This is a genomic window from Amycolatopsis sp. NPDC005003 (assembly GCF_053600695.1).
The window spans coordinates 15,596-38,627 of the sequence record NZ_JBSGAI010000005.1; the positions used below are offsets into that span (position 1 = coordinate 15,596).

The 23,032-nt window shown below is 70.0% G+C and carries 24 protein-coding genes; 3 read left to right on the top strand and 21 right to left on the bottom strand.

Annotated elements, in window-relative coordinates:
- Window position 1 precedes the first annotated feature (1 nt).
- From ACWED2_RS07465 to ACWED2_RS07485, 5 genes are read right to left on the bottom strand one after another with little or no spacing between them, the layout of a single operon-like run.
- Complete coding sequence (locus tag ACWED2_RS07465; protein ID WP_449689603.1) at window positions 2-346, bottom strand: antibiotic biosynthesis monooxygenase family protein; 345 nt, start codon at window positions 344-346, stop codon at window positions 2-4.
- A gap of 43 nt (window positions 347-389) precedes the next feature.
- A complete protein-coding gene (locus tag ACWED2_RS07470; protein ID WP_449689604.1) occupies window positions 390-1,811 on the bottom strand; it encodes a GH1 family beta-glucosidase in 1,422 nt (473 codons plus the stop codon).
- A 17-nt stretch (window positions 1,812-1,828) separates the two neighbouring features.
- A complete protein-coding gene (locus tag ACWED2_RS07475) occupies window positions 1,829-2,716 on the bottom strand; it encodes a carbohydrate ABC transporter permease (protein WP_449689605.1) in 888 nt (295 codons plus the stop codon).
- Between the two features lie 9 nt (window positions 2,717-2,725).
- Window positions 2,726-3,646 (bottom strand): carbohydrate ABC transporter permease, encoded by a 921-nt coding sequence (locus ACWED2_RS07480; RefSeq protein ID WP_449689606.1) that lies wholly within the window; start codon window positions 3,644-3,646, stop codon window positions 2,726-2,728.
- Complete coding sequence (locus ACWED2_RS07485; RefSeq protein ID WP_449689607.1) at window positions 3,646-4,926, bottom strand: ABC transporter substrate-binding protein; 1,281 nt, start codon at window positions 4,924-4,926, stop codon at window positions 3,646-3,648. Before ACWED2_RS07485 ends, ACWED2_RS07480 begins: the two co-directional genes overlap by 1 nt.
- 157 nt (window positions 4,927-5,083) lie before the next feature.
- On the opposite strand from ACWED2_RS07485, the gene ACWED2_RS07490 reads away from it, so the two are divergent.
- Window positions 5,084-6,127, top strand: coding sequence for a LacI family DNA-binding transcriptional regulator (locus tag ACWED2_RS07490; RefSeq protein ID WP_449689608.1), 1,044 nt, complete (start codon window positions 5,084-5,086; stop codon window positions 6,125-6,127).
- Between the two features lie 55 nt (window positions 6,128-6,182).
- Here the strand turns inward: ACWED2_RS07490 and ACWED2_RS07495 are convergent, their stop codons facing one another.
- The 3 genes from ACWED2_RS07495 to ACWED2_RS07505 form a co-directional block, all read right to left on the bottom strand.
- A complete protein-coding gene (locus ACWED2_RS07495) occupies window positions 6,183-7,289 on the bottom strand; it encodes an FAD-dependent oxidoreductase (RefSeq protein WP_449689609.1) in 1,107 nt (368 codons plus the stop codon).
- 64 nt (window positions 7,290-7,353) lie between these two features.
- On the bottom strand, window positions 7,354-8,331 hold the full coding sequence (locus ACWED2_RS07500) for a ferritin-like domain-containing protein (protein WP_449689610.1): 978 nt from the start codon (window positions 8,329-8,331) through the stop codon (window positions 7,354-7,356).
- Between the two features lie 116 nt (window positions 8,332-8,447).
- Entirely contained in the window at window positions 8,448-9,689 is a 1,242-nt protein-coding gene (locus ACWED2_RS07505; RefSeq protein ID WP_449689611.1) for an aminotransferase class I/II-fold pyridoxal phosphate-dependent enzyme, read from the bottom strand.
- A gap of 63 nt (window positions 9,690-9,752) precedes the next feature.
- On the opposite strand from ACWED2_RS07505, the gene ACWED2_RS07510 reads away from it, so the two are divergent.
- The gene (locus ACWED2_RS07510; protein WP_449689612.1) at window positions 9,753-10,232 is read left to right on the top strand and encodes a hypothetical protein; all 480 of its coding nucleotides are present in this window, start codon (window positions 9,753-9,755) and stop codon (window positions 10,230-10,232) included.
- Here ACWED2_RS07510 and ACWED2_RS07515 read toward each other — a convergent pair.
- The 13 genes from ACWED2_RS07515 to ACWED2_RS07575 all read right to left on the bottom strand — a co-directional run bounded on the left by ACWED2_RS07515 (window position 10,229) and on the right by ACWED2_RS07575 (window position 21,761).
- A complete protein-coding gene (locus ACWED2_RS07515; protein ID WP_449689613.1) occupies window positions 10,229-10,711 on the bottom strand; it encodes a hypothetical protein in 483 nt (160 codons plus the stop codon). The two genes, ACWED2_RS07510 and ACWED2_RS07515, sit on opposite strands and share 4 nt — an antisense overlap.
- Window positions 10,708-11,196 (bottom strand): hypothetical protein, encoded by a 489-nt coding sequence (locus ACWED2_RS07520; protein ID WP_449689614.1) that lies wholly within the window; start codon window positions 11,194-11,196, stop codon window positions 10,708-10,710. Before ACWED2_RS07520 ends, ACWED2_RS07515 begins: the two co-directional genes overlap by 4 nt.
- Window positions 11,193-12,425, bottom strand: coding sequence for an MCE family protein (locus ACWED2_RS07525; RefSeq protein WP_449689615.1), 1,233 nt, complete (start codon window positions 12,423-12,425; stop codon window positions 11,193-11,195). The genes ACWED2_RS07520 and ACWED2_RS07525 overlap by 4 nt, the downstream gene beginning before the upstream one ends.
- Complete coding sequence (locus ACWED2_RS07530) at window positions 12,422-13,576, bottom strand: MCE family protein (protein WP_449689616.1); 1,155 nt, start codon at window positions 13,574-13,576, stop codon at window positions 12,422-12,424. The genes ACWED2_RS07525 and ACWED2_RS07530 overlap by 4 nt, the downstream gene beginning before the upstream one ends.
- Window positions 13,573-14,766 (bottom strand): MCE family protein, encoded by a 1,194-nt coding sequence (locus tag ACWED2_RS07535; protein ID WP_449689617.1) that lies wholly within the window; start codon window positions 14,764-14,766, stop codon window positions 13,573-13,575. Before ACWED2_RS07535 ends, ACWED2_RS07530 begins: the two co-directional genes overlap by 4 nt.
- A complete protein-coding gene (locus ACWED2_RS07540) occupies window positions 14,763-15,794 on the bottom strand; it encodes an MlaD family protein (RefSeq protein ID WP_449689618.1) in 1,032 nt (343 codons plus the stop codon). Before ACWED2_RS07540 ends, ACWED2_RS07535 begins: the two co-directional genes overlap by 4 nt.
- Window positions 15,791-16,828 (bottom strand): MCE family protein, encoded by a 1,038-nt coding sequence (locus ACWED2_RS07545; protein ID WP_449689619.1) that lies wholly within the window; start codon window positions 16,826-16,828, stop codon window positions 15,791-15,793. Before ACWED2_RS07545 ends, ACWED2_RS07540 begins: the two co-directional genes overlap by 4 nt.
- Window positions 16,825-18,147, bottom strand: a complete 1,323-nt coding sequence (locus tag ACWED2_RS07550; protein ID WP_449689620.1) for an MCE family protein — start codon at window positions 18,145-18,147, stop codon at window positions 16,825-16,827. Before ACWED2_RS07550 ends, ACWED2_RS07545 begins: the two co-directional genes overlap by 4 nt.
- On the bottom strand, window positions 18,144-18,986 hold the full coding sequence (locus tag ACWED2_RS07555) for an MlaE family ABC transporter permease (protein WP_449689621.1): 843 nt from the start codon (window positions 18,984-18,986) through the stop codon (window positions 18,144-18,146). The genes ACWED2_RS07550 and ACWED2_RS07555 overlap by 4 nt, the downstream gene beginning before the upstream one ends.
- The gene (locus ACWED2_RS07560) at window positions 18,986-19,774 is read right to left on the bottom strand and encodes an MlaE family ABC transporter permease (RefSeq protein WP_449689622.1); all 789 of its coding nucleotides are present in this window, start codon (window positions 19,772-19,774) and stop codon (window positions 18,986-18,988) included. Before ACWED2_RS07560 ends, ACWED2_RS07555 begins: the two co-directional genes overlap by 1 nt.
- Before the next feature lie 99 nt (window positions 19,775-19,873).
- Window positions 19,874-20,632, bottom strand: a complete 759-nt coding sequence (locus ACWED2_RS07565; protein WP_449689623.1) for a glucose 1-dehydrogenase — start codon at window positions 20,630-20,632, stop codon at window positions 19,874-19,876.
- Window positions 20,629-21,486: a 3-oxoacyl-ACP reductase gene (locus ACWED2_RS07570; protein ID WP_449689624.1), complete on the bottom strand. Its 858-nt coding sequence runs from the start codon at window positions 21,484-21,486 to the stop codon at window positions 20,629-20,631. Before ACWED2_RS07570 ends, ACWED2_RS07565 begins: the two co-directional genes overlap by 4 nt.
- An 83-nt stretch (window positions 21,487-21,569) precedes the next feature.
- Window positions 21,570-21,761, bottom strand: coding sequence for a ferredoxin (locus tag ACWED2_RS07575; RefSeq protein ID WP_449689625.1), 192 nt, complete (start codon window positions 21,759-21,761; stop codon window positions 21,570-21,572).
- 103 nt (window positions 21,762-21,864) lie between these two features.
- Here ACWED2_RS07575 and ACWED2_RS07580 point away from each other — a divergent pair, with 103 nt between their 5' ends.
- Window positions 21,865-23,028 carry an acyl-CoA dehydrogenase family protein gene (locus tag ACWED2_RS07580; RefSeq protein ID WP_449689626.1) on the top strand — a complete coding sequence of 388 codons (1,164 nt, stop codon included), beginning with the start codon at window positions 21,865-21,867 and terminating at the stop codon, window positions 23,026-23,028.
- Window positions 23,029-23,032: the final 4 nt, after the last annotated feature.

The window sequence follows — 23,032 nt, forward strand, 5'->3', positions numbered from 1 at the left end:
CTCAGCCGCGGGTGAAGCCGCGGCTGCGTTCCACCTTCGCCACGTGCAGGGTGTAGCTCTCGTACCACTCCGCGCGGCCCCGCTGCTGGGCCGCGCGGTGTTCGGGGTTGCCCCGCCACTGCGCGAGCGCTTCGGCGTCGCGGAAGTACCCGACGGTGATGCCCAGGCCGCCGGGGGTCTGGGCGTGGTCCATGCCCAGGTACCCGGGAACCGCCTTGACCAGCTCCTCCATCCGCGCGTCGGTCTCGTCGTAGCCGCTCTGCCCGGCGGTGCGGATCGTGGTGAAGACAGCCACGTAGTACGGCGGTTCGAAGGGGCCGACCGGCGCTTCCGGGTGCTCGCTCATGGCGCCACCGTAGGGTGGCCCGCCCCGGCGGGCCACCGGTTTCTCACGGCGTGCGCTGGGCCGCGATGAAGTCGCGGTACCAGCGGTAACTCGACCGCGGGGTGCGCGCTTGCGTCTCGTAGTCGACGTGGACCAGGCCGAAGCGGGGCTTGTACCCGTGCGCCCACTCGAAGTTGTCCAGCAGCGACCAGCAGAAGTACCCGCGCAGGTCCACCCCGGCCGCGGCCGCCGTGCGGGCCGCCTCGATGTGCTCGCTCAGGAAGCTGATCCGCTCGTAGTCCGCGAAATCGCTCCGGTCCGCGTACACGCAGCCGTTCTCGGTGACGTACACCGGCGGCAGCCCCGGGTACCGGTTGTGCAGGCCGACCAGGGCTTCCGTGAGGCCCTCCGGCTCGACCGGCCAGCCCATCCCGGTCCGCGGGACGTCCGGCAGGCGCGAAGTGTCCACCCCGATGTCGGCCACCGTCCGCGCCGCCGGGTCCGGTTCGCGGTGCGGGGCGTCCGCGACGTGCACGCGGTAGTAGTAGTTCACGCCCAGGTAGTCCAGGGGCGCCCCGATGGTTTCCAGGTCGTCGTCGTGGCGGAACGAGAAGTCCGAGACGCCGTCGAACATCGCCGCCAGGCCCGGTGCGTAACGGCCGCCGAACAGGGGGTCGGTGAACTGGCGGCGCAGCAGGGTGTCCTGGCGCGCGGCCGCCGCGGCGTCGGCCGGCGAGTCGGAGACCGGGACCGCCGGCGACTGGTTGAGGACGATGCCGAACTGGTGCGGCAGCGCCGCCCGCTCGCACATCGCCCGGACCGCCAAGCCGTGGCCGAGCAGCAGGTGGTGGGCGGCCGCCAGCGCGCCGTGTCCCTCCCTGGCGCCCGGCGCGTGGCGGCCTTCGCCGTAGCCCGCGACCGCGCACGGGTACGGCTCGTTCAGCGTCGTCCAGAAGTCGACGAGGTCGCCGAGTTCCTCGTGCACCAGGGCCGCGTACTCGGCGAACCGGTACGCCGTGTCCCGCGAGCGCCAGCCACCGGCGTCCTCCAGGGCCTGGGGCAGATCCCAGTGGTACAGCGTCAGGAACGGCTCGATCCCCCGCTCCCGCAGCCCTTCCACCAGCCGCCGGTAGAAGGCGAGGCCCCGGTACTCCACGTGGCGCCCGTCGGGTTGGATCCGCGGCCACGACACCGAAAACCGGTAGGCGTCGACGCCCAGTCCGGCGAGCAGGTCGAGGTCCGCGGGCCAGCGGTGGTAGTGGTCGGCCGCCGGTTCCCCGGTGTGGCCGCCGGCCACCGCTCCGGGGACCGCCGCGAAGGTGTCCCAGATGGACGGTCCGCGACCGTCCGTGGTGGTGGCGCCTTCGATCTGGAACGCCGAGGTCGCGACGCCCCAGCGGAAGGCGGGCGGAAAACTCGCTTTTCGGGGGTCCGGGTGGCGAAGCCCCCGGCCCGGGGCGAAGCCCCGGTTGTCGCTGGAAGTCACGGTGAGCTCCGGGTGGGTCAGCCCTTGAGCGCGCCCTGCATGATGCCGCCGACGATCTGGCGGCCGAACAGCAGGAACACGATCAGGACGGGGACGGTGCCGATGGTGGCGGCGGTGAGCACGAGCGTGTAGTCGGTGGTGTACCCGCTGGCCAGGGTGGACAGTGCGGTTTGGACGGTCGGGTTCTCCGGCACCAGCACCACCAGCGGCCAGAAGAAGTCGTTCCAGGCCTGCATGAAGGTGAACAGCCCGAGCACCGCCGCGGCCGGGCGGGCGGCGGGCAGCGCCACGTGCCAGAACAGCCGCAGCGAGCCGCAGCCGTCCATCCGGCCCGCCTCCAGCAGCTCCAGCGGCAGCGCCCGCTCGAAGTACTGGCGCATGAAGAACACGCCGAACGCGGTGACCAGGCCGGGCACGATCACCGCCTGCAGCTGCCCGGCCCACCCGAAGTCGGCCATCATCATGTACAGCGGGACGACGCCCAGCTCGGTCGGGATCGCCTGGGTGGCCACCACGACGAGCAGCAGCGCCGTCCGCCCGCGGAAGCGCAGCTTGGCGAAGGCGAACCCGGCCAGCGTCGAGAACAGCACCACCGAGACGGTGATCGTGCCCGCGACGATCAGCGAGTTGCCCAGCGCCAGCGCGAAGTCCGTCTCGTCGAAGACGCGCGCGATGTTCTCGAACAGGTGCCCGCCGGGGACGAGCACCGGCGGCACCTTCCCGACCGCCTCCGTCGTCTGCGAGGAGACGACGAACGACCAGTACACCGGGAACGCCGAGCCGGCCAGGATCGCGATGAGCGCGGCGTAGGTCCACGGGCTCGCGACCCGCCGGGAGATCCGCCGCAACCGCCCGGGCGAGGCGGCCGGCGGCGCGGGCGCGGCCGGGGTCAGCACGGTGGTCATGTCCGCTCCTCAGTCCGTTTGGATGCGCCGGGTCACCAGGTACGACAGGCCCGCGACGAGCATCGTGGCCACGGCCAGGATCAGCGCGATCGCCGAGCTGTAGCCGAAGTCGTACTTGGCGAAACCCTGTTCGTAGAGGTAGAGCGCGGCGGTCTGGAACTGCCGGTCCGACCCGCCGGTGGCGGCCGCCGTGCCCGGGTTGAACAGCAGCGGCTCGGCGAGCAGCCGCATGTTGCCGGTGGTCGCGATCACCGTGGAGAAGATGATCTGCGGCCGCAGCAGCGGCACCGTGATCCGCCAGAACTGCTGCCAGCCGCGCGCGCCGTCGAGGGTGGCGGCCTCGTACATGCTCGACGGGATCGCCTGCATCGACGCCAGGAAGATCAGCGCGTGGTAGCCGGTCCAGCGCCACACCACCATCGCCGCGATGGCGGTGTGCGAGCTGGCGGTGCCGGCCTGCCAGTCGACCTGCCCGGCGCCGAACCAGCTCAGCACCCAGTTGACCAGCCCGAAGTCCCGGCCGAACAGCTGCGCGAAGATGATCGTCACCGCCGCCACCGAGGTGATGTTGGGCAGGATCATCCCCATCCGGAAGAACATCCGCCCGCGCAGCCGCCGGTTGAGCAGGTGCGCGATGCCGAGCGCGAACAGGATCTGCGGGACCGTGGTCAGCAGCCACAGGCTGACCGTGTTCCCCATCGCGTTCCAGAAGTACGGGTCGTGGAACAGCAGCTGCTCGTAGTTGCCGAACCCGATGAACGTCGCACCCTCGGCGTCGATGAGGTTCCGCTTCTGCAGCGACACGAACGCCGTGTACAGCAGCGGGAACAGCCCGAAGACGCCGAAGATCAGAAAGTACGGGCTGATGAAGCCGAACGGCGACAGCTTGACGTCCCACTTCTGCCGCCGCTCGGCGAAGGTCAGCGCCATTACTTGATCTTCGAGACGTCGCCGACCAGCTGGTCCCACGCCGCCGGGCCGTCCTGCTTGCCCTGCTCGACGCGCTGCATCGCGTTGCCGAACTCGGTCTGCACGTCGCCCGCCTTCGGGCCCTGGTACTGCGGGTTCAGCTTCTTCGCCGCGTCGGTGAACACCTTGCCGACGGGCGCGTTGTTGAAGAAGGGGTTGGTGTAGCCGGTGATCTTCGGGTCGTCGTAGAGCGACGGCGCCGACGGCAGCAGGCCCTTGCTGGTGAACACCTTCGCCTGCTGCTCGGGCGCGGTCAGCCAGGCGGCCAGCTCGGCGGCTTCCTTGGTGTGCTTGCCCGACTTCGGCACGGTCAGGTACGAGCCGCCCCAGTTGCCGCCGCCACCCGGCACGGCCGCGACGTCCCACTTGCCCGCGGTGTCCGGCGCCTGGTCCTTGATCTTCGTCATCATCCACGCCGGGCACGTCACGGTGGCGAACTGGCCCTGGGTGAAGCCGGTGTTCCACTGCGGCGTGCTGTAGAGCAGGCCGGCGCTCAGGTTCGCCTTGACCGCGTCGACCACGAGGTCCCAGCCCTGGCGCAGCGCCGGGTTGCTGCCCACGATGACCTGGTCGTTCTGGTCGTAGTAGCCCTGCGGCGCCTGGCCGACGATCGCGTTGAGCACGGTCGGGCCGCCGTCCATGAACTTCACGCCGTTCGGCGCCTTCGCCTGGAACCGCTTGCCGGTCTCGAAGAACGCCTGCCAGGTGGGCCAGAGCGCGGAGACGGCGTCGCGGTCGGCGGGCAGCTGGGCCTGCTCGAAGAGGTCGCGGCGGTAGCAGATGGCCAGGCCGCCGACGTCGGTGCCGTAGCCGATCTGCTGCCCGCCCTTGCCCAGCGACGCGGCCCACTTCCAGGCCAGCCAGCGGTCCTTGAGCTTGTCGCCGCCGACGGTGTTGAGGTCGACGAACTTGTCCGGCGTCGCCTTGAACTGGGCGACGTAGCCGGTGTCGATGGCCTCGACGTCCGCGGCGCCGGCGCCGGTGGCCAGGTGCGCGGCGAGGTTCTTGTGGTGGTCGGAGTAGGCGGCGGTCCGTTCGGTGATCTCGATGTCCGGGTGCGCCGCCTGGTACTCCTTGATCAGGTCGGTGTAGCCGAAGTTGCCGAACAGGCCGAGGCTCAGCTTGATCTTGCCACCGGCGGCACCGCTGTCCCCGCAGGCGCTCAGCGCGGTGAGCGCGACCAGGGTGGCACCCACCCCGGCGAGCAGGCGGATCCGGCGGTTTGTCGTTTTCGGGCGCATGAGATCTCCGTTGTTCTAGCGGTCGGAAAACGCGGGTCCCATGAGAGCGCTCCCAGCACCCTTCCGTCAAGTAACGAAATGATAAAGCGTGGCAGCGTTTACGCAGTCAGAGGTCGTGTGCTACAGATGTAACCGGTTACAAGAACCGGAGGTCGCCATGGTTACCGCCCGCGAGGTCGCGCAGCTCTGCGGGGTTTCCGTCGCCACCGTGTCGAGGGTGTTCAACCGCCCCGCCACGGTCAGCGCGACGACGCGCGAACGCGTCGAACGCGTGGCGCGGGACCTCGATTTCTCGCCGAACGAGTCGGCGCGCGCGCTGTCGCGGCAGCAGTCGGCGATGGTCGGGCTGGTCTGGGACACCGACCACCGGCGGCCCGGCTGGCGGCACCCGTTCCTGCAGGACCTGTTGCTGGGCCTCAAATCCGCGCTGAGCTCGCACGGCTACCACCTGCTGCTGCTCGCGACGAGCGACGACGCCCGGGACCGCCACCCGGGCGTGTCGCTGGCCGACCCGATCGGCTACGTGAGCATGACCCGCCGGCACCACCTGGCCGGGCTGGTGCTCATCGACAGCGGGACGGACGCCGACGCGTTCACCGCGTTCGCCCAGTCCGGGTTGCCGTGCGTCGCACTGGACGTCGCGCTCTCCGGGCCGCGGGCCACGCACGTGACGTCGGACAACGCGGGGGGCGCGGCGGAGGCCGTCCGGCACCTGGCGGCGCTGGGCCACCGCCGGATCGCGACGATCACCGGCCCCCGCGGAAACGCGCCCGCGGCCGCCCGCACCGAGGGTTACCGCCGCGGGCTGGCCGAAGCCGGGCTGCCGGTGTCGGAGGACCTGGTGGTCGGCGGCGACTTCTACCGCGAGAGCGGCTTCGTCGGCATGCGCCGGCTGCTGGCCCGCAAGGAGCCGCCGACGGCGGTGTTCGCGGCCAGCGACGAGATGGCGGTCGGCGCGCTGCTGGCGGCCCGCGCGGCCGGGCTGCGGGTGCCGGCGGACCTGGCGGTGGTGGGGTTCGACGACATCGAAGTGGCGTCACTGGTGGACCCGGCGCTGACGACGGTCGCCCAGGACAAGCCGGGCTTCGGCACCGCGGCGGCGGGCGCGCTCATGGCGATGCTCGAGTCGGCGACGGCCCCGGAACCGGTGCTGCTGCCCACGAAACTGGTCGTCCGCGACTCCTGCGGCTCCCGCTCGTGAGTGGTAATTCGGGTTAGAACCCTAATTACCACTCACGACAAGCCGCGGCAGACTCCTAAACGGTGATCTTCGATTCCCAGTCGATGTGGTGCGAGTACAGCCAGCCGCGCTCCTCGCCGACGTCCCCGCCCGCGCTCGCCTTCACCAGCTTCTCCACCCGCTCCCGCCGCAACCCCTCGTACGCGGCAAAAGCCGAGGCCGGGTCCGGCAGGTCGCGCAGGCACTGCGCCAGCACGACGCTGTCCTCCAGCGCCATCGACGCGCCCTGGCCCGCGGCCGGAGACGCGGCGTGGGCGGCGTCGCCGACGAGGACCATCGCCGGTGTCGACCAGGTCCGGGTCTCCGGGACGTCGTAGGAGTGGCCGCCGAAGACCTCGTCGCCGGTGGCCGCGACGATGTCCGTGCAGGGCAACGGATCGCCGTCGAACGCCGCGTGCGCGAACTCGCGCCAGCCCGCCGGCGTGACCGACGCGATCTCCTCGCGGGGCCGCTCGGCGTCCGGGATGCGGGCGAACCAGAACGTGGCGCCGTCCGGATCCGTGGTGAACCCGAAGGCGGCCCGGCTGCCGCGGATCATCCGGTAGATCCCGGGCGCGGCGGGCAGGCCGCCCGCGCGCGTGTAGCCGTACACGACGGTCAGCCCGGTGTAGCGGGGTTCCTCTGCGGCCGGGTCGATCAGCCGCCGGACCACCGACCGCAAGCCGTCCGCGCCGACCAACACGTCACCCGTTTCGGTGGTGCCGTCGGCGAACTCCGCCGTGACGCCGTCCGGGCCGGGCCGCGCGTTCACCAGGCGGCGACCGCGCTCCAGCGGGACACCGCGGCGCGCGGCCTCGTCCTGCAGGACGCGGTAGAGCGTCGCGCGGGTCAGGGTGCGCGGCCCGTCGAGGCCTTCGGTGTCGAACTCCTGCCGTCCGATGGTCTCCCCGTCCGGGGCGACGAGCTCGACGCCGTACGCCGCGAACGAACTGCCGATCACCGGCCGGTCGGCACCGATCGCGCGCAGGGCGTCCATGCCGTTGTGCATGATCGTGAGGAACGCGCCGACGTCGTCCCCGCCTGTGGGGTGGGCCTCGTACACGACCGGCTCGTGCCCGGCGAGTTTCAGCGCCATCGCCGTGACCGTGCCCGAGATCCCGCCACCCGCGACCAGTACCCGCACTTCGCGCCCCCTCGACTCCCCGTGCCGCCGCCGGTGACGTTACCGCGGCGGCGGCACGCGGGGCCTACTTCTCCTTCGCACCACTGGTGGCGATGTCGCCGTTCAGGCCGCGCGGGTAGAAGCCACCCGAAGACACCTTGTCCGGGTTGAGGTAGGCGATGTTGAGCACGCGCTCGGCGGAGCGCCCGAACGCGATGCCGTTCGCGTCCGTCGGGACGAGGTTCGCCTTGCCGTCCTTGATCACGCCTTCGTCGTCGTCGGCCTTGCCGTCGAGGCTGTCGCGGGCGTCGGACATCTTGTTGGTGATGTCGCCGAGGCCGCGCTCGAACAGCGCCGAGCGGATGATGCCCGCGTGGTACGCCTCGACCGCGAGGATGCCCGCCGCCGCGTCGAGGAACGTCTTGTTGTTCACCAGCGGAGCCGCGCCCTTGTAGGCGGACACGCCGACGTCCTCGAACAGGTAGGCGGCGAGCAGGAAGTTGTTCTCGCTGCCGAACGGGTCGAACGTCTGGCCCTGCTTGATCACCCCCGCGGCCTGCATGGCCGCGGTGAAGCTGTTCTGGAAGTCGATCTCCGGCTGGGCGACCGCGCCCTTGCCGAGCGCCTTCCGCAGGAAGTTGACGTGGGCGACCTCGTCGCCGGCGATCTCCTGGACGATCTGCTTGGTGTGCTCGCTCTTGAACTGCACCCCGTGCCCGCCGGAGACCTTGCCGAGGTTGCCGACGCCGTTGACGTACTTCTCGTTCAGCCCGTAGCCGTAGGCGGCGAAGGAGTAGAGGTTCGCCTCGAGGTACTCGAGGTTCAGCGCGAAGTTCAGCACCGCGGCGTCGCTCGCCGCCTCCTTCCCCTTGTCACCTCCCTGAGCTCCGTACTGCTGTGTGGCACCTGCCGAGCCGAGACCCAGCGACAGCGCCGTGCCGAGCGCACCGGCACCCGCGACGCCGAGCCCCGCCGCTCCCGCAGCCTTGAGGAAGCGGCGGCGGTCGGTCGCGTTCTCCGCGCTGCGCTCGATCAGCTGCTCCGTGTAGCGTTTTCCGAACACCGGGGGACGTCCTCTCGTGACGAGTTCGTCCACCTCACCCACCGGTCATACGTACCTGGGCGTCCCCCGGCTCGGTCAAAACGGGAAAAATTTTGATCGACTTGCGTTTCCCCAGGTCAGCCGCGCTGCGCGACGGCGAGCCGGACGCACACGGCGAGCGCGCGGACGGCCTCTTCGACCTCTTCGAGCTTCGGGAAGGTCGGCGCGATCCGGATGACGGCGTCGGCCGGGTCGTTCCCGTGCGGGTGGGTCGCCCCGGCGGGGGTCAGCGCGACCCCGGCTTCCTTCGCCAGCCGCACGACCTCCTTCGCGGTGCCCTGCGGGACGGTCAGCGTGATGAAGTACCCGCCGGTCGGCTTGGTCCAGGACGCCAGGTCGGCCAGCTCCTCGGTGAGGATCCGGTCGACGGCCGCGAACTTCGGGCCGATGATCTCGGCATGCTTGCGCATGTGGGCGCGCACACCGGCCTCGTCCTTGAGGAAGTGCGCGTGGCGCAGCTGGTTGACCTTGTCCGGGCCGATGGTGCGCTTGCCGGTGTTGCCGGTCCACCAGGCGAGGTTGGCCTCGGAGGCGCCGAAGAAGCCGACGCCGGCACCGGCGAGGGTGATCTTGGAGGTGGAGCCGAAGACGAACACGCGGTCGGCGTTGCCCGCCTCGGTGGCCAGGGCCAGGAGGTCGGCCAGCTCCGGCTCGTCGTCGGTGAGGTGGTGCACGGCGTAGGCGTTGTCCCAGAAGATCCGGAAGTCGCCCGCCGCGGTGCGCATGGTGGCGAGCCGCTTGACGACGTCGTCACTGAACGTGACCCCGGTGGGGTTGCTGTACTTCGGGACGCACCAGATGCCCTTGACGGCCGGGTCCTCGGCGACCAGCGTCTCGACGACGTCCATGTCCGGGCCCTCGTCGGTCATGTCGACCGGGACGAGCTCGATGCCGAAGCGCTGGGTGAGCGCGAAGTGGCGGTCGTAGCCCGGGACGGGGGCGAGGAACTTCACCTGCGGCTCGTCGGCCCAGCGCCGCTCGGCGCCGGGCAGCTTGCTCAGCAGGGCCTGGACGACGGCGTCGTGCATCAGCTCGAGGCTCGAGTTGCCGGCGGCGAGCAGCTGCCCGGCGGGCACCTGCAGCGCGGCGGCGAAGATGCGGCGCAGCTCGGGCAGGCCGTTGAGGCCGCCGTAGTTGCGGACGTCGGTGCCGTCCTCGGCCTTGAAGGTGCCGTCGCCCGGAAGGGAGAGCAGCGCGTTCGAAAGATCGAGCTGTTCGGGGGACGGCTTGCCGCGGGTGATGTCCAGGGAGAGGCCTCGGCCGACCAGGGCCGCGTAGTCGCTGCGGGCCGTGTCGACGTCGACGGAAGCAGTGGTCATGGCGTCAACGCTAAACCCGCCGTCGATACCATTTCGGGGCGGGTCCTGGCTAGGGTGGTTGGTGTGCATCTCGTCGTCCACGCCGACCAGCGCCAGTTCACCGTCCGGGATTCCGGGTCGCGGCTGACGGGCAGCGGCTGGACGTCGGAAGCGGTGGAGCTTCACCGGATCGGGGCGGAGCCGGGCGGTCTCGCCATCGCGACGGCACGCTCGGACGTGGTGGAGTCTTCGGTGACGCTGCTGCCCTCGCCGCCGGCGTTGTCGCCTTCCGCCGAGCACGTGGTGGAAGCGGATCTTCCGGTTCCGAGCGGCAAACTCGTGATTTCCGGACCGGCTGACTACCCGTCGCAGGAAAAGTTCTTTTCGGTCCTGCCCGGGTTGTACCGGGCGCGGGTGTCGTATGTCCCGGCCGAGCCGCCTGCGGTGACGTGGAACGAGCACGAGTTCGGGGAACACTACCGGTACGTGGTGGAGCTGTGGCCGGTCGCGGATCGGTCCGATGTGGAGGTTCTCCGCCAGGGCGCGGCGGTCTGGGACGGCTAGAGCGCCGTCAGGTTCGCCAGTTTCCAGCGGCCGTCCACGCGCTTCGCCGTCACCGCCAGCTGGGCCACCGACGACGTCGGCGCTCCCCCGCCCTGGGCCACCGTCTGCTGGTCCAGGAACAGCAGCAAGTCCGCCGAGTCCCCGCGCAACGACCGGACCCCGATCGCGCGGACCGTCGTCGTGCGGATCAGTTTCTCCGAGGTCGCCCGGGTCCGGGCCGAAGCGAACTGGGTCTGGTACTGCCGCACCGCGTCGCCCGTCAGGACCTCCTCGGCCGCCCGCTCGGTGCGGGGCAGGTTCGCGTAGTCGTACGAGAACACCGCCTTCACCGCGTCACTGACCGAAGACGAAACGTCCGAAGTGGCGGAAAGGTCCACCAAAGCCTGGTTGTCGCCCGGAGACAGCGAAGCCGCCTCGATGCCGAACCACGCCGTGCAGCCCAGGGCCAGCGCCACCACCAGGACCAGCAGCCGGGTCATGAGCCCGCCGCCTGGACTCCGGAAATCTTCCAGCCGTCCGGGGAGCGGGACACGTCCACCGTCAGGCGGTTCAAGCGCTGCGCAGCGGGCGCCCCTGCCGTCGACACGCGGACGTCCAGCACCGCCAGGAGACGCGCCGTCCCGCGAGCGGGGTCGATCTCCGTCACCGCCGCTTGGACCAGAGAGGCGGATGAGACGGTGCGGGAGGACGAAGCCCGGTCGATCTGCAGCTGGCGGTCGCCCGCCAGGTCCTTTCCGTACTGGCCCGTCGTCGCCGCTGTCCAGCGGTCGACGTCCGCCGCCGCCGTGCGGTAGTCGATCGTGTTCAACGTGACCAGAAAAGGCCCAGCCGCGGCGAGCACCGCGTCGCGCTCACGGCCGCGTGCCGAGGAATCGTCCGAAGCCGCGCGCCACCAGGACCAGCCCGCGAACGCCGCGGCCAGGACCGACAAGAACGCCAGGACCGCCAGGAGACGCAGCTTCACGGCGCGCCCAGCAACCGGCCGAGCCCACCGGACGACGGCCCCGTGAGCAGGCTCAGCATCCCCGGCAGCTGCGCCGGCGAAGAAGCGGCAGCCTGCTGCTGGGGCGCCGCCGGGATGGCGGGCGGCTTCCCCGCGTAGGGCGCGTTCTGCGCTCCGCGCACCCCGGTCGGGCTGCCCGGCGGCTCGGCGCAGTACGCGTTCATGTTGACCGGGGCTTCCGTCTCGTCGTTCGCCGGACGCTGCTTCGTCCCCTCGTACCCCTTGGTGCACGAAGCCGGGTCGAAGAAGTTGAACACCACGCCCAGGTGGCCCGTGCCGTCCGGGGAGGTCGACGGCGAGAAGGCCGAAATGATCGGGTACGCGACCAGCAGCTCCTCGATCGAGTCCTTCCGGGACGTCGTGATCTGGGCCGTGGTCAGCAGGTTGGCGAACAGCACGCCCAGGTCGGTGCCGGACGCCGCCAGCACGTCGGAAATCTGGCGGCTCAGCTGAGGGGCCTGCGCGATCACGCGCCGCAGGTCCGGATCGGACTTCTTGAGCTGACCGGCGATCGTTCGAAGACCCGACGCGAAGTCGGTGATGTTCGCCGCCTGGCGCTCCTGGGTGCCGAGCACGATCCGCGAGTTCGCCAGCAGCCCCTGTGTCTGCGGCACGTACTGCGCGGCCACGGCCGTCAGCGAGCCCGTGCTGTCGAGCAGCTGCTGCAGTTCCGGCCCCGCCCCCGCGAACGCGTTGTACGTCTCGTCGACGACTGTCCGCAGCGACTCCGGGTGCACGCTCGCGACCAGGTCGTCGAGGTGGGTGAGCACCGTGTCGGGCGAGGGCGGCAGCGACGTCTTGTCCGCCGTGATCACCGAGCCGTCCTTCAGGAAGGGGCCGCCGTTGTGCAGGGGCAGCAGGTCGACGAACTGCTCCCCCACCGCCGAGCGGTTGGCCACCTGCGCCTGCGCGTCGGCCGGGATGTCCGGGGCGCCCGCGTCGATGTCGAGGGCGACGTCGACGCCGTGCTCGGTCAGCGTCATCGACGTCACCCGGCCGACCGTGACCCCGCGGTAGGCGACCTCGGAGTTGACGAAGATGCCGCCGGAATCGGTCAGCTGGGCCGTGACGACGTAGCCGCGGTTGCCGAAGAGCCGGTCCAGCCCGGCGTACCGGCCGCCGGCGTACACCACCGACACCACGGCGATGACGACGAACGCGAACAGCTGGATCCGGATCTTGCGGGTCACCGGCCGCCCCCGATCAGGCCGAGCAGCCCGCCCAGCAGGTTCGGCCCGGCGGCCGGCGGGACGGTCCCCAGGTCGGGCAGCGGCAGCGGCGGCGCGACCGCGGACGGCTGCCCGGACGGCAGCGCGATCGGCGGCTGCGACGAGTTCGCGAAGTTGGAGATCAGCACGTCCAGGTCGAGGTTCACGTTCGCCTCGACGTTCGCGTAGTCGCCCTTGATCACGTTGCCCGCGTAGTCCGGGAACGGGTAGGTGAGCAGGATCTGCAGCGCGTTCGGCAGGTTCTGGCCCGCCTCGCCGAGCTTGGTCAGCGTCGGCTGCAGGGCCTTGAGGTTCGCTACTAGGTGGTCCCGGCTCTTCGTCACGGTGTCCACCGCGACCTCGGACAAGGTGTTGAGGGCGTTCAGCATGCCCACGAGCTGGTCACGCTGGTCCGTGACGACCTTCAGGCCCGGCGCGAGATTGTCCAGCGCGTTCGTCAGGTTCTGGGTCTGGCCGGTCAAGGTGTGCGAGAGCTTCGCGAGGCCGTCGATCGCCCGCAGGATCTCGGTCTTGTGCCCGTCGAGCTGGGTGGCCAGTTCGTCCACTCTGGACAGTAACGCGCGGATTTCCGGCTCGTTGCCGGACAGTGCGTCGTTGAGCTCGTGGCTGATCTTCTGGATCTGCTCGACACCGCCGCCGTTGAGCAGCAGCGAAAGCGCGCCGAGCACCTCCTCGACCTCGGGGTTGCGGTTGGTGCGCCCGAGCGGGATCTGCCCGCCTTCGGCGAGCTTCCCCGATGCGGGTTCGGCGGTCGGCACGCTCAGCTCGACGAACTTCTCCCCCAGCAGTGACGACTGCTTCAGCTCGGCACGCGCGTTGGCGGGCAGCGCGATGTCGCCGTTGACGGTCATCGCCACCAGCGCCGAGCGCGTGTCCGGGGTCAGGGTGATCTTGTCGACCCGCCCGACGGCGACGTCGTTCACCTTGACGCTGGACTGCGGCACGAGGTCCAGGACGTCGGTGAACAAAGCGGTGACGTGGTACGGGTGGTCGCCGACGTCCGCGCCGCCCGGCAGCGGCGTGCCGTAGAGGCCGTTGAACCCGCCGTCGCTGCAGCCGGCCAGCACGAGCACCCCGGCCAGTGCCCCGGCGATCCGCCTGCGCCCCTTCACTTCGCACCGCCGGACAGCTGTTCCATGACGTCGACGAGCGGGAGCGGCAACGGCGGCAGCGTCCCGTTCTGCAGCGAGTTGAGCACCTGCGGGATCGACGGCAGCTTCAAGGCGCCGTCCAGGACCGGCGCCAGCTGCTTGCAGATGTTTCCCAGCGTGTCGGGAACTTCCTTCGGCGTGAACGAGCTGATCAGCCGGCACACCGTGAGGATCGGCGGGTTGGTCAGCTCGTTCAGGTTGTCGCGGACGGCGATGGTGCCTGAAGCGGCGTCGTAGGAGTTGATGAAGTTCGTGGCGCCGGTCGGCGCGATGTCGAGCACCTCGGCGAGCGCGGCGCGCTGGTCGACGAGGACCTTCGACAGCGACGCCAGCTTGTCCACATTGGATTCCAGGGCCGTCTTGTTGTCGTTGACGAACTGCTGGACGTCGCCGAGGGCGCCACCCAGGGACTGCAGGGCCGCCCCGACGTCGTTCGAGTCGGCGGCGAGGAACCGGCTGACGTCGGCGACGCGGCCGTAGAACTCGTTGAGCTGCTGGTCGCTCTGGGCCAGGGCGCCGGTGAAGGAGTTCAGGTTCTGCACGGTGGAGAACAGGTCGTCCTTCGAGCCGTCGAGGGTCTTGGCCAGCTCGGCCAGCTGCCCGACCGTCGAGTTCAGCGAAGCGCCGTTGCCCTTCAGCGTGTTCGCCGCGGTGTCGAGGACGCCGGACAGGGCGCCGTCCTTGTTGGCCCCGTTCGGGCCCAGCGCCGTCGACAGCTTGTCGAGGCTCGAATACAGGTCGTCCAGCTCGACCGGGGTCGCCGTCCGGTTCTTCGCGAGCACCGTGCCCGAAGCGAGCACGGGACCGCTGTCGTAGGCCGGGGTCAGCTGGACGTACCGGTCGCTGACCAGGCTCGGCGCGACGACGACCGCGCCGACGTCGGCCGGCAGCTGGGCACCGTCGACCTCCATGTCCACGCGGACCGCGTCACCTTCGGGCGTGACGTCGGTGACCTGGCCGACCGGCACGCCGAGCACCCGCACCGACGAACCCGCGTACAGCCCGACGGTCTTGCCGAAGTACGCCGAGAGCTTGGTGCCGTTCGACGACCGGAACACCAGGTACAGCCCCGCGGTGACGAGCAGCGCGAGGACGCAGGCGAACGCCAGCCACGTCACCAGGCTGCGGCCTCGGGTCGTGTGGATGGTCATCGGCCGCCCACCCCCTGGTTCGGCGCCGCGATCGGCGGGGTGCAGCCTTCGGGGTTGATGTGCAGCCCGCCCACGGTGATCGTCGGTGGCAGCAGCCCGCACAGGTAGCCCTCGAACCAGCGGCCGTTGCCGGTGGCGTTGGCGCCGACGCGGGCGAACGGCGCCATCAGCTGCAGGCTCTTGTCGAGGTTGCCCTGGTTGCGCTGCAGGATGTCGGTGACCTTGCTCAGCTTGTCCAGCGTCGGCTTGAGCTGGTCGCGGTTGTCCTGGACGAGCCCGGTCAGCTGCTGCGAAAGCTGCTGGGTGCCGGTGAGCAGGGCGTTGATGGCCTGCTTCCGGTTCTGTAGCTCGGTGAGCAGCAGGTTGCCGTCGCTGATCACGCGCTGGAGCTGGGCGTTGCGATCGGACAGCGTCTTCGACACCTGGCTGGTGTTGGCCAGCAGCGTGTGCAGGTCGGCGTCCCGGGAGGACACCGTTTTCGCCAGCGACGACAGCCCGGTCAGCGTGTCCTTCAGGTACTGCGGGCTGTCCTTGAGGCTGTCCGAGAGGGCGTTGAAGCTGTCCGCGAGCTGTTTCGTGTCGATGTCGCCGACCGTCGTCGACAGCTGCTCGAAGGCGTCCTGCAGCTGGAACGGCGTGCGCGTGCGGGCCTGCGGGATGGTGTCGTTGGGCTCCTGCGCGCCGCCGCCCTTCGGGTCGAGCGCCAGGTACTTCTCCCCCAGCAGCGTCTTGATCTCGATCGACGCCGTCGTCGCGTCCCCGACCCGGACGTCCTTGACCCGGAACTTCACCAGGACCTGCTTGCCCACGAGTTTCACCGACGACACCGTGCCGACCTTGACGCCGGCGACCTCGACCTCGTTGTCCGCCGCCAGCCCGGCGGACTCGCCGAAGTACGCCGAGTACGTCGTGCCGTTGCCGAAGAACGGGAGCTGGTCGGAGAAGTACGTCGTGGCCGTGACGAGCACGATCAACACGAGCGCCACCGCGCCGACCGCGGCCTGGTTGCGTTCTTTCAGCGGCTTCACGGACCACACCTCTCCGCGCGCTGGGTGCCGGGGATCGGGATGATCGGCAGGGTGATGTCGAGCGAGGAAATGCCGATGGTGCCGGTGATCCCGCACAGGTAGTAGTTGAACCAGCTGCCGTAGCTCAGCGTCCGGGTGAACTTCTGCAGGTTGCCCGGCAGCACCTCGAGGAGGTGGTTGAGCAGTACGCCGGAGTCGCCGAGGTTCTGCGACAGCACGCCGAGCTGCGCGACGTCGTCCTTGAGCGCCGGACGCGCGTCGGCGAGCAGCCCGGTGGTCGAGACGGCGAGGTCGCCGAGCGCGCTGACCGCGTCGCCGATCGGCTTGCGCTGCTCGGCCAGCCCGCTGACCAGCTTCTGCGTCTGCTCGATGAGGTCGCCGAGCTGCGGGCCGTGGGCGTTGACCGTGCCGAGGACCGTGTTGAGGTTCGCGATGACCTGGCCGATCACCTGGTCCTTGCTCGCGATCGCCGTCGTCAGCGACGCGGTGTGCTGCAGCAGGCTGGTGATCGTGCCGCCCTCGCCCTGGAAGACGCTGATGATCTCGGCCGAGAGCTGGTTGACGTCCTTCGGGCTCAGCGCCTTGAACAGCGGCTTGAACCCGTTGAACAGCACAGTCAGATTCAACGCGGGTTTGGTGCGTTCGGGCGGGATCGTGCCACCGTCCGGCAACGTCTTGTCGCCCGGGACGTCGGTGCCGAGCGCCAGGTAGCGCTGGCCGACGAGGTTGCGGTACTTGATCGTCGCGGTCACCGTCTCCGGCAGCCGGTAGGCGTGCTCGACGTCGAACCGGACCTCGGCGAGATTCCGCTCGCCCTCGACCACCGCGATGGTGTCGACCTGGCCGACCTTGACCCCGGCGATGCGGACGTCGTCACCTTCCTTGAGCCCGGACGCGTCGGTGAACTTGGCCAGATATCCCGCCGTCTCGCCGAAGTTCGTGTTCGCGATGGTGGCCGCCAGGATCCCGGTGAGCAGCACGGTGACGACCGCGAAGATCCCCAGCTTGATCAGCGACGGGAGGAAACTCCTCACTTGAGCTCCACCTCCGCCCCGCGGTAGAGGGGCCCGACGAGCAGGCCCGCCCAGCCCGGCACCTCACCCGGCGCGGTGCCGAGCGCGGGCGAGGCGAGCAGGTCGATCAGGTCGTTCTCGTAGGCCGAGCCGACGATCGTGCCGTCGCCGCCGATGGCGCCGCCGCCGGCGGGCAGCGTCTCGGGCGGGTACTTCGGCGGCGGGGGCTTGCTGGAGCCGTCCTTGATCGCGCCGTCCGGCGGGTACTGCGGCCACACCCCCGGGTGCGGCACGCTCGGGTAGCAGCGCGGGCCGCGCTTGTCCTCGTACTTCGGCTCGTCGACGCCGGGCAGGTACTTGCCGCGGCTGGCGGCGAACTCGATGGTGACCCGGCTGACCTCGGGGTGCGCGGTGCCCTTGCCGAACGCCAGCTCCGCCCGCGGCACGGACTCGGCGAGCTGCCGCATCAAGCACGGGTATTCGGGCGCGTACTTGGCGAGGACGTCCAGCGTCGGCTGGATCGCCGTGGTGAGCCGGATCAGGTTGTCCTTGTTGACCTGCAGGAAGCTCGTGAGATCCACCGAGGCTGCGGTGACCGTGGCGTAGAGGTCGGCCAGCTGCGCGCGCTGGTCGACAATGGTCCGGGTCGTGGTCGTCAGGTCCGACAACGCCTGCAGGATGTCCGGCGCGGCCTTGTCGTAGGTGTTCGCGACGTTCGCCAGCCCGGTGATGTCGGCCTTGATGTCCGGCAGTGACGGGTTGAGCTTGCCGAGGTAGTCCGACAGCCCGGCGAGCGTTTCGCCGAGCTGCTTGCCCCGGCCGTCGAGCGCGGTCGCCACCGCGGTGAGGGTGCTCGACAGCTTTTCGGGCTGGACGGCCTGCAGCAGCGGCATCACGTCGTCGAGGACCTTCTGCAGCTCGATCGCCGCGCTGCTGCGGTCCTGCGGGATGACGTCACCGGCCTCGATCGGGCCTTGGGATGTCTCCGGCAGCTGCAGAGCCACGTACCGCTCGCCGAAAAGCGTCTTCGGCAGCAGCCGCGCGGCCACGTTCTTCGGGATGACGTGCGTCTTGTCCGGATCCAGCGCGAGTTCCAGCTCGGCGTGGTCGCCCTTCGCCAGCACCGACCGGACTTCGCCGACGAGCATGCCGCGGACCTTGACGTCGCCGCCGGTGCGCAGCTGGCTGCCGACGCGGTCGGTCTCCAGCTTCACGAGCGTGACCGGCGTGAACGCCTTGTTGTAGACGGCGAGGGTGAGCGCGATGAACAGGGCGGCGACGAGCAGGAAGACGAGCCCCAGCACCTGGTACCGGAGCCGCTGCCACAGCTCGCGCCTCATCCCGAGATCCTCACCGTGGTGTTGGCGCCCCAGATGGCGAGGGACAGGAAGAAGTCCAGCACCGAGATCAGCACGATCGACGTCCGCACCGCGCGGCCCACCGCCACGCCCACCCCGGCCGGGCCGCCGCTGGCGTGGAAGCCGTAATAGCAATGGGACAGGATCACCAGCACGCTGAACACGATCACCTTCCCGAACGACCACAGGACGTCGCCGGGCGGCAGGAAGAGCGTGAAGTAGTGGTCGTAGGTGCCCGCGGACTGGCCGTAGAGCCAGATGGTGATCTGCCGCGAGGCGAGGTAGCTCGAGAGCAGGCCGACCGCGTACAGCGGAATCACCGCGGCGACCCCGGCCAGCACCCGGGTCGTCACCAGGTACGGCATGCTCGGCACGCCCATGACTTCCAGGGCGTCGATCTCCTCGGAGATCCGCATCGCACCGAGCTGGGCGGTGAAGCCGCAGCCGACGGTGGCGGAGAGCGCGAGCCCGGCCGACAGCGGCGCGACTTCGCGGGTGTTGAAGTAGGCGGAGATGAAGCCGGTGAGCGCGGCCGTGCCGAGCTGATTCAGCGCGGAATAGCCCTGGAGGCCGACGATCAGGCCGGTGAACAGGGTCATCCCGATCATCACGCCGAGCGTGCCGCCAATGACGGCGAGGCCGCCGGTGCCGAAGCAGACCTCGGTCAGCAGCCGCAGGGTCTCGCGGCTGTAGCGGCGGATCGTGCGCGGCGACCAGGCGAGCGCTTTCGCCGCGAACGCCAGCTGCTTGCCGAGCCCTTCCAGGCTCTGGCCCGGGCGCGCGATGTATTCGAGCGTCCGGTCGGTGTCGACGGCCGTCATCACATCGCCTTGGGCGGGACGATCCGCAGGTAGATCGCGGTGAGCACGACGTTGATCAGGAACAGCAGCAGGAACGTGATGACGACGGCCTGGTTGACCGCGTCACCGACACCTTTCGGCCCGCCTGCCGGGTTCAGCCCGCGGAAGGCGGCGACGACCCCGGCGACGAAGCCGTACAGCAGCGCCTTGATCTCGCTGATCCACAGGTCCGGCACCTGGGCGAGGGCGTTGAAGCTGGCCAGGTACGCGCCGGGGGTGCCGCCCTGCAGGACGACGTTGAAGAAGTAGCCGCCGAGCACGCCGACCACGCTGACCAAGCCGTTCAGCAGCACCGAAACGACCATCGCGGCCAGCACGCGCGGCACGATCAGCCGCTGGATCGGGTTGACGCCGAGGACCTCCATCGCGTCGATCTCTTCGCGGATCTTGCGCGCGCCGATGTCCGCGCAGACGGCACTGCCGCCGGCGCCCGCGACGAGCAACGCGGTGATCAGCGGGCTGGCCTGCTGCACGATGGCCAGCGCGCTGGCCGCGCCGGTGAACGACTGCGCCCCGATCTGCGCCGTCAGCGAGCCGAGCTGCAGGGCGATCACCGCGCCGAACGGGATGGCCACCAGCGCCGTCGGGAGAATCGTGACACTCGCGAAGAACCAGCACTGCTGGATCCACTCGCGGGCCTGGAAGGGGCGTTTGAAGATCGCGCGCAGGACTTCCCACGACAGCGTCGCGAGCCGGCCGACCTGGGTCAGCGCCGCGGCGCCCGGGAGCGTGCCAGTACCTCCGCTCACCACACCTCCCAGCAGATCGTCATTGACCTCCGAGTCTTCTCCACACCCGCTCACCGCATTTCGTTAGCGGTGTTCACTCTCCCCTTCGGCAGTTCTCCTTCAGAAGTTGAGGGCGTGGGTGGCCGTCGCCCCGCCGTCCGCGACGAACTCCGCACCCGTGCAGTACGCGCTCTCGTCGCTGGCCAGGAACAGCACCAGCTTGGCGACGTCCTCCGGCTGCCCGACCCGCTTCAGCGCGACCTTCTTCCCGACGTACGACATGTCGACTTTCTGGCCGCCCGCCGCGGTCTCGACCATCTTCGTGTCGATCGCGCCGGGGTGCACCGAGTTGACGCGGATGTGCTTCTTGCCGAGTTCCATCGCCGCGACCTTGGTCATCCCGCGGATCGCGAACTTGCTCGCGGTGTATGCGACGAGGTAGGGCATCCCGGCCAGACCCTCCACAGAGGACACGTTGACGATGGAGCCACCGCCGGCGGCGGTCATCGGTTCAACGACCGAGCGCATGCCGAGAAACGCCCCGATCTGGTTCACCCGGATCACGCGTTCGTAGTCGGCCAGCGTCGTCTTGCCGAGTTCCGAGAAGTGCAGGATGCCCGCGTTGTTGACCAGCACGTTCGGCTTGCCGAACTCCGTGGTCGCGCGCTCGACCGCGGCGGCCCAGCCGTCCTCGTCGCCGACGTCGAGGTGCTGGTAGACGGCCTGCTCGCCGAGGTCGGCGGCCAGCTGCTTGCCCTCCTCGTCGAGGATGTCGGCGATCACCACCTTGGCGCCCTCGGCGACGAACGCGCGGGCGGCGGCCTCGCCCTGCCCGCGCGCGGCGCCGGTGATCAGGGCGATCTTCCCGTCCAGCCTCATGACTCTCCCAGGATCTCGGTGGCGGCGAACATCCGGGCGGGGTCCCGCTCGGCGAAGAACGCGCTCATGGACGTCTCGAGCTCGCCGAGGCTCCAGCGCCGCTCGATCCTCGGGGCTTCGACCAGCGCGACCGTGCCGCCGTGGACCACGAACACCTGGCCGTTGACGTGCTCGGCCGCCGGGGAGGCGAGGTAGGCGACGAAGGGCGCGACGTGCTCGACCGAGAGCGGATCGGCGCCTTCGGCAGGGGCGGCGCCGAACACGCCCTCGGTCATCGCCGTCCGTGCGCGCGGGCAGATCGCGTTGGCGCGGACGCCGTACTTGGCCAGGCTCCGGGCGGCCGACATGGTGAGCGCGGTGATGCCCGCCTTCGCGGCGGCGTAGTTGGGCTGACCCGGCGAGCCGATGAGGAACGCTTCGGACGCCGTGTTGACCAGCCGCCCGTACACCGGCTCGCCGTCCGCTTTGGACTTGTCGCGCCAGTGCTTCGCGGCGTTGCGGGACAACAGGAAGTGGCCGCGCAGGTGGACCCGCAGCACGGTGTCCCAGTCGTCGTCGGCCATCGAGAACAGCATCTTGTCGCGCAGCACGCCCGCGTTGTTCACCACGATGTCGAGCCCGCCGAGGTCGAGCGCGGCTTCGGTGAGCGCGTCGGCCGTGGCGCGGTCACCGACGTCGCCCGCGACCGCGACGGCCCGGCCGCCGGCCGCTTCGATCTCGGCGACGACGTCCTTCGGCTCGCTGATGTCGTTGACGACGACCGTGGCGCCGCCGGCGGCGAGCGCGAGCGCTTCGGCCCGGCCCAATCCCGCGGCGGCACCCGTGACGATCGCCGTCCTGCCGGTCAAGCTCACCGCGGGACCTCCTCGCCGAGTCCTGGATCTCGCGCCTACAGTAGAATCTGTTCTTGTTCTGAGCAACCCCTGAGTGAACAGCGCTAACCGGCGATGAACAGCGCGTTCTTCGGGCAGCCCTTGATCGCACTGATAACGCGTTCTACCTGGTCTTCCGGCACCGGGCCGGGCTGGATCACCAGTTCTTCCTCCTCGTCGAGGTCGAAGACGTCCGGGGCGAGCCCCACGCACACCGCGTTCGCCTCGCACAGCAGCCGGTCGACACCGATCTCCATGCTTCCTCCGCCGCTCGAGCCCTGGTACAACTAGAACAGGTTCTACTGTAATGCCGGGAGCCGGTACGGCACCACAACGAGCCGGACCGGGTGGAGGTGACGGGTGCGGATCGACTACACGCTCCAGCAGCAGGCGCTGGCCGCCGAGCTTCGGGAGTACTTCGCCGAGCTGATGACGCCCGAACGGCGGGCGGGCCTCCGCTCCGGCGGCGGCGAGTACGGCGATGGCGTGGCGTACAAGGAGATCGTGCGGCAGCTGGGCAAGGACGGCTGGCTCGCGCTGGGCTGGCCGCCCGAGTACGGCGGGCAGGGCCGGTCGATGCTCGACCAGCTCGTCTTCACCGACGAAGCGGCCGTCGCCGGGGTGCCGGTCCCGTTCCTGACGGTGAACACCGTGGGCCCGACGATCATGCGCTACGGCACCGAAGAACAGAAGGCGTTCTACCTGCCGAAGATCGCCGCCGGCGAGCTGCACTTCTCGATCGGCTACTCCGAGCCGGAGGCCGGCACCGACCTGGCGTCGCTGCGGACGCGCGCCGAGCGCGACGGCGACGAGTACGTCGTCACCGGCCAGAAGATGTGGACGAGCCTGATCGAGTACGCCGACTACGTCTGGCTCGCGGTCCGGACCGACCCGGACGCGAAGAAGCACCGCGGGCTGTCGATCCTCATCGTGCCGACGTCCGCCGAGGGCTTCTCGTGGACCAAGGTGCACACGGTCGCGGGCGCCGGGACCAGCGCGACCTACTACGACGGCGTGCGCGTGCCGGTGTCGGCGCGGGTCGCCGAAGAAAACGCGGGCTGGCCGCTGATCACCAACCAGCTCAACCACGAGCGCGTCGCGCTGACGTCGTCGGCACCGATCCGCAAGGCGCTGGCCGACGTCCTGGCATGGGCGAAGGAGACCGGCGCCATCGACCACGAATGGGTGCGGCTGCACCTGGCGCGGGTGCACGCGGGCGCGGAGTACCTGAAGCTGCGGAACTGGCGGATCGCCTGGGCGGCCGCGAACAGCGAACTCGGCCCGGCGGAGGCGTCGGCGACGAAGGTGTTCGGCACGGAGTTCGCGATCGAGGCCTACCGGCTGCTGATGGAGGTGCTCGGCGCGGGCGCCGTCGTCCGCGAAGGCTCGCCGGGGGCGCTGCTGGCCGGGCGGATCGAGCGGCTGCACCGGTCGGCGCTGATCCTCACCTTCGGCGGCGGCACCAACGAGATCCAGCGGGACATGATCGCCGCCACCGCCCTCGGCCTGCCCGTCACGCGCTAGGAGC

What these genes read in the sequence shown, in the direction of transcription:
- ACWED2_RS07465 (WP_449689603.1), bottom strand. Translation starts at nt 346, where the DNA reads ATGAGCGAGCACCCGGAAGCGCCGGTCGGCCCCTTCGAACCGCCGTAC.
- ACWED2_RS07475 (WP_449689605.1), bottom strand. Translation starts at nt 2,716, where the DNA reads ATGACCACCGTGCTGACCCCGGCCGCGCCCGCGCCGCCGGCCGCCTCG.
- ACWED2_RS07480 (WP_449689606.1), bottom strand. Translation starts at nt 3,646, where the DNA reads ATGGCGCTGACCTTCGCCGAGCGGCGGCAGAAGTGGGACGTCAAGCTG.
- ACWED2_RS07485 (WP_449689607.1), bottom strand. Translation starts at nt 4,926, where the DNA reads ATGCGCCCGAAAACGACAAACCGCCGGATCCGCCTGCTCGCCGGGGTG.
- ACWED2_RS07490 (WP_449689608.1), top strand. Translation starts at nt 5,084, where the DNA reads ATGGTTACCGCCCGCGAGGTCGCGCAGCTCTGCGGGGTTTCCGTCGCC.
- ACWED2_RS07505 (WP_449689611.1), bottom strand. Translation starts at nt 9,689, where the DNA reads ATGACCACTGCTTCCGTCGACGTCGACACGGCCCGCAGCGACTACGCG.
- ACWED2_RS07515 (WP_449689613.1), bottom strand. Translation starts at nt 10,711, where the DNA reads ATGACCCGGCTGCTGGTCCTGGTGGTGGCGCTGGCCCTGGGCTGCACG.
- ACWED2_RS07535 (WP_449689617.1), bottom strand. Translation starts at nt 14,766, where the DNA reads ATGACCATCCACACGACCCGAGGCCGCAGCCTGGTGACGTGGCTGGCG.
- ACWED2_RS07550 (WP_449689620.1), bottom strand. Translation starts at nt 18,147, where the DNA reads ATGAGGCGCGAGCTGTGGCAGCGGCTCCGGTACCAGGTGCTGGGGCTC.
- ACWED2_RS07555 (WP_449689621.1), bottom strand. Translation starts at nt 18,986, where the DNA reads ATGACGGCCGTCGACACCGACCGGACGCTCGAATACATCGCGCGCCCG.
- ACWED2_RS07565 (WP_449689623.1), bottom strand. Translation starts at nt 20,632, where the DNA reads ATGAGGCTGGACGGGAAGATCGCCCTGATCACCGGCGCCGCGCGCGGG.
- ACWED2_RS07575 (WP_449689625.1), bottom strand. Translation starts at nt 21,761, where the DNA reads ATGGAGATCGGTGTCGACCGGCTGCTGTGCGAGGCGAACGCGGTGTGC.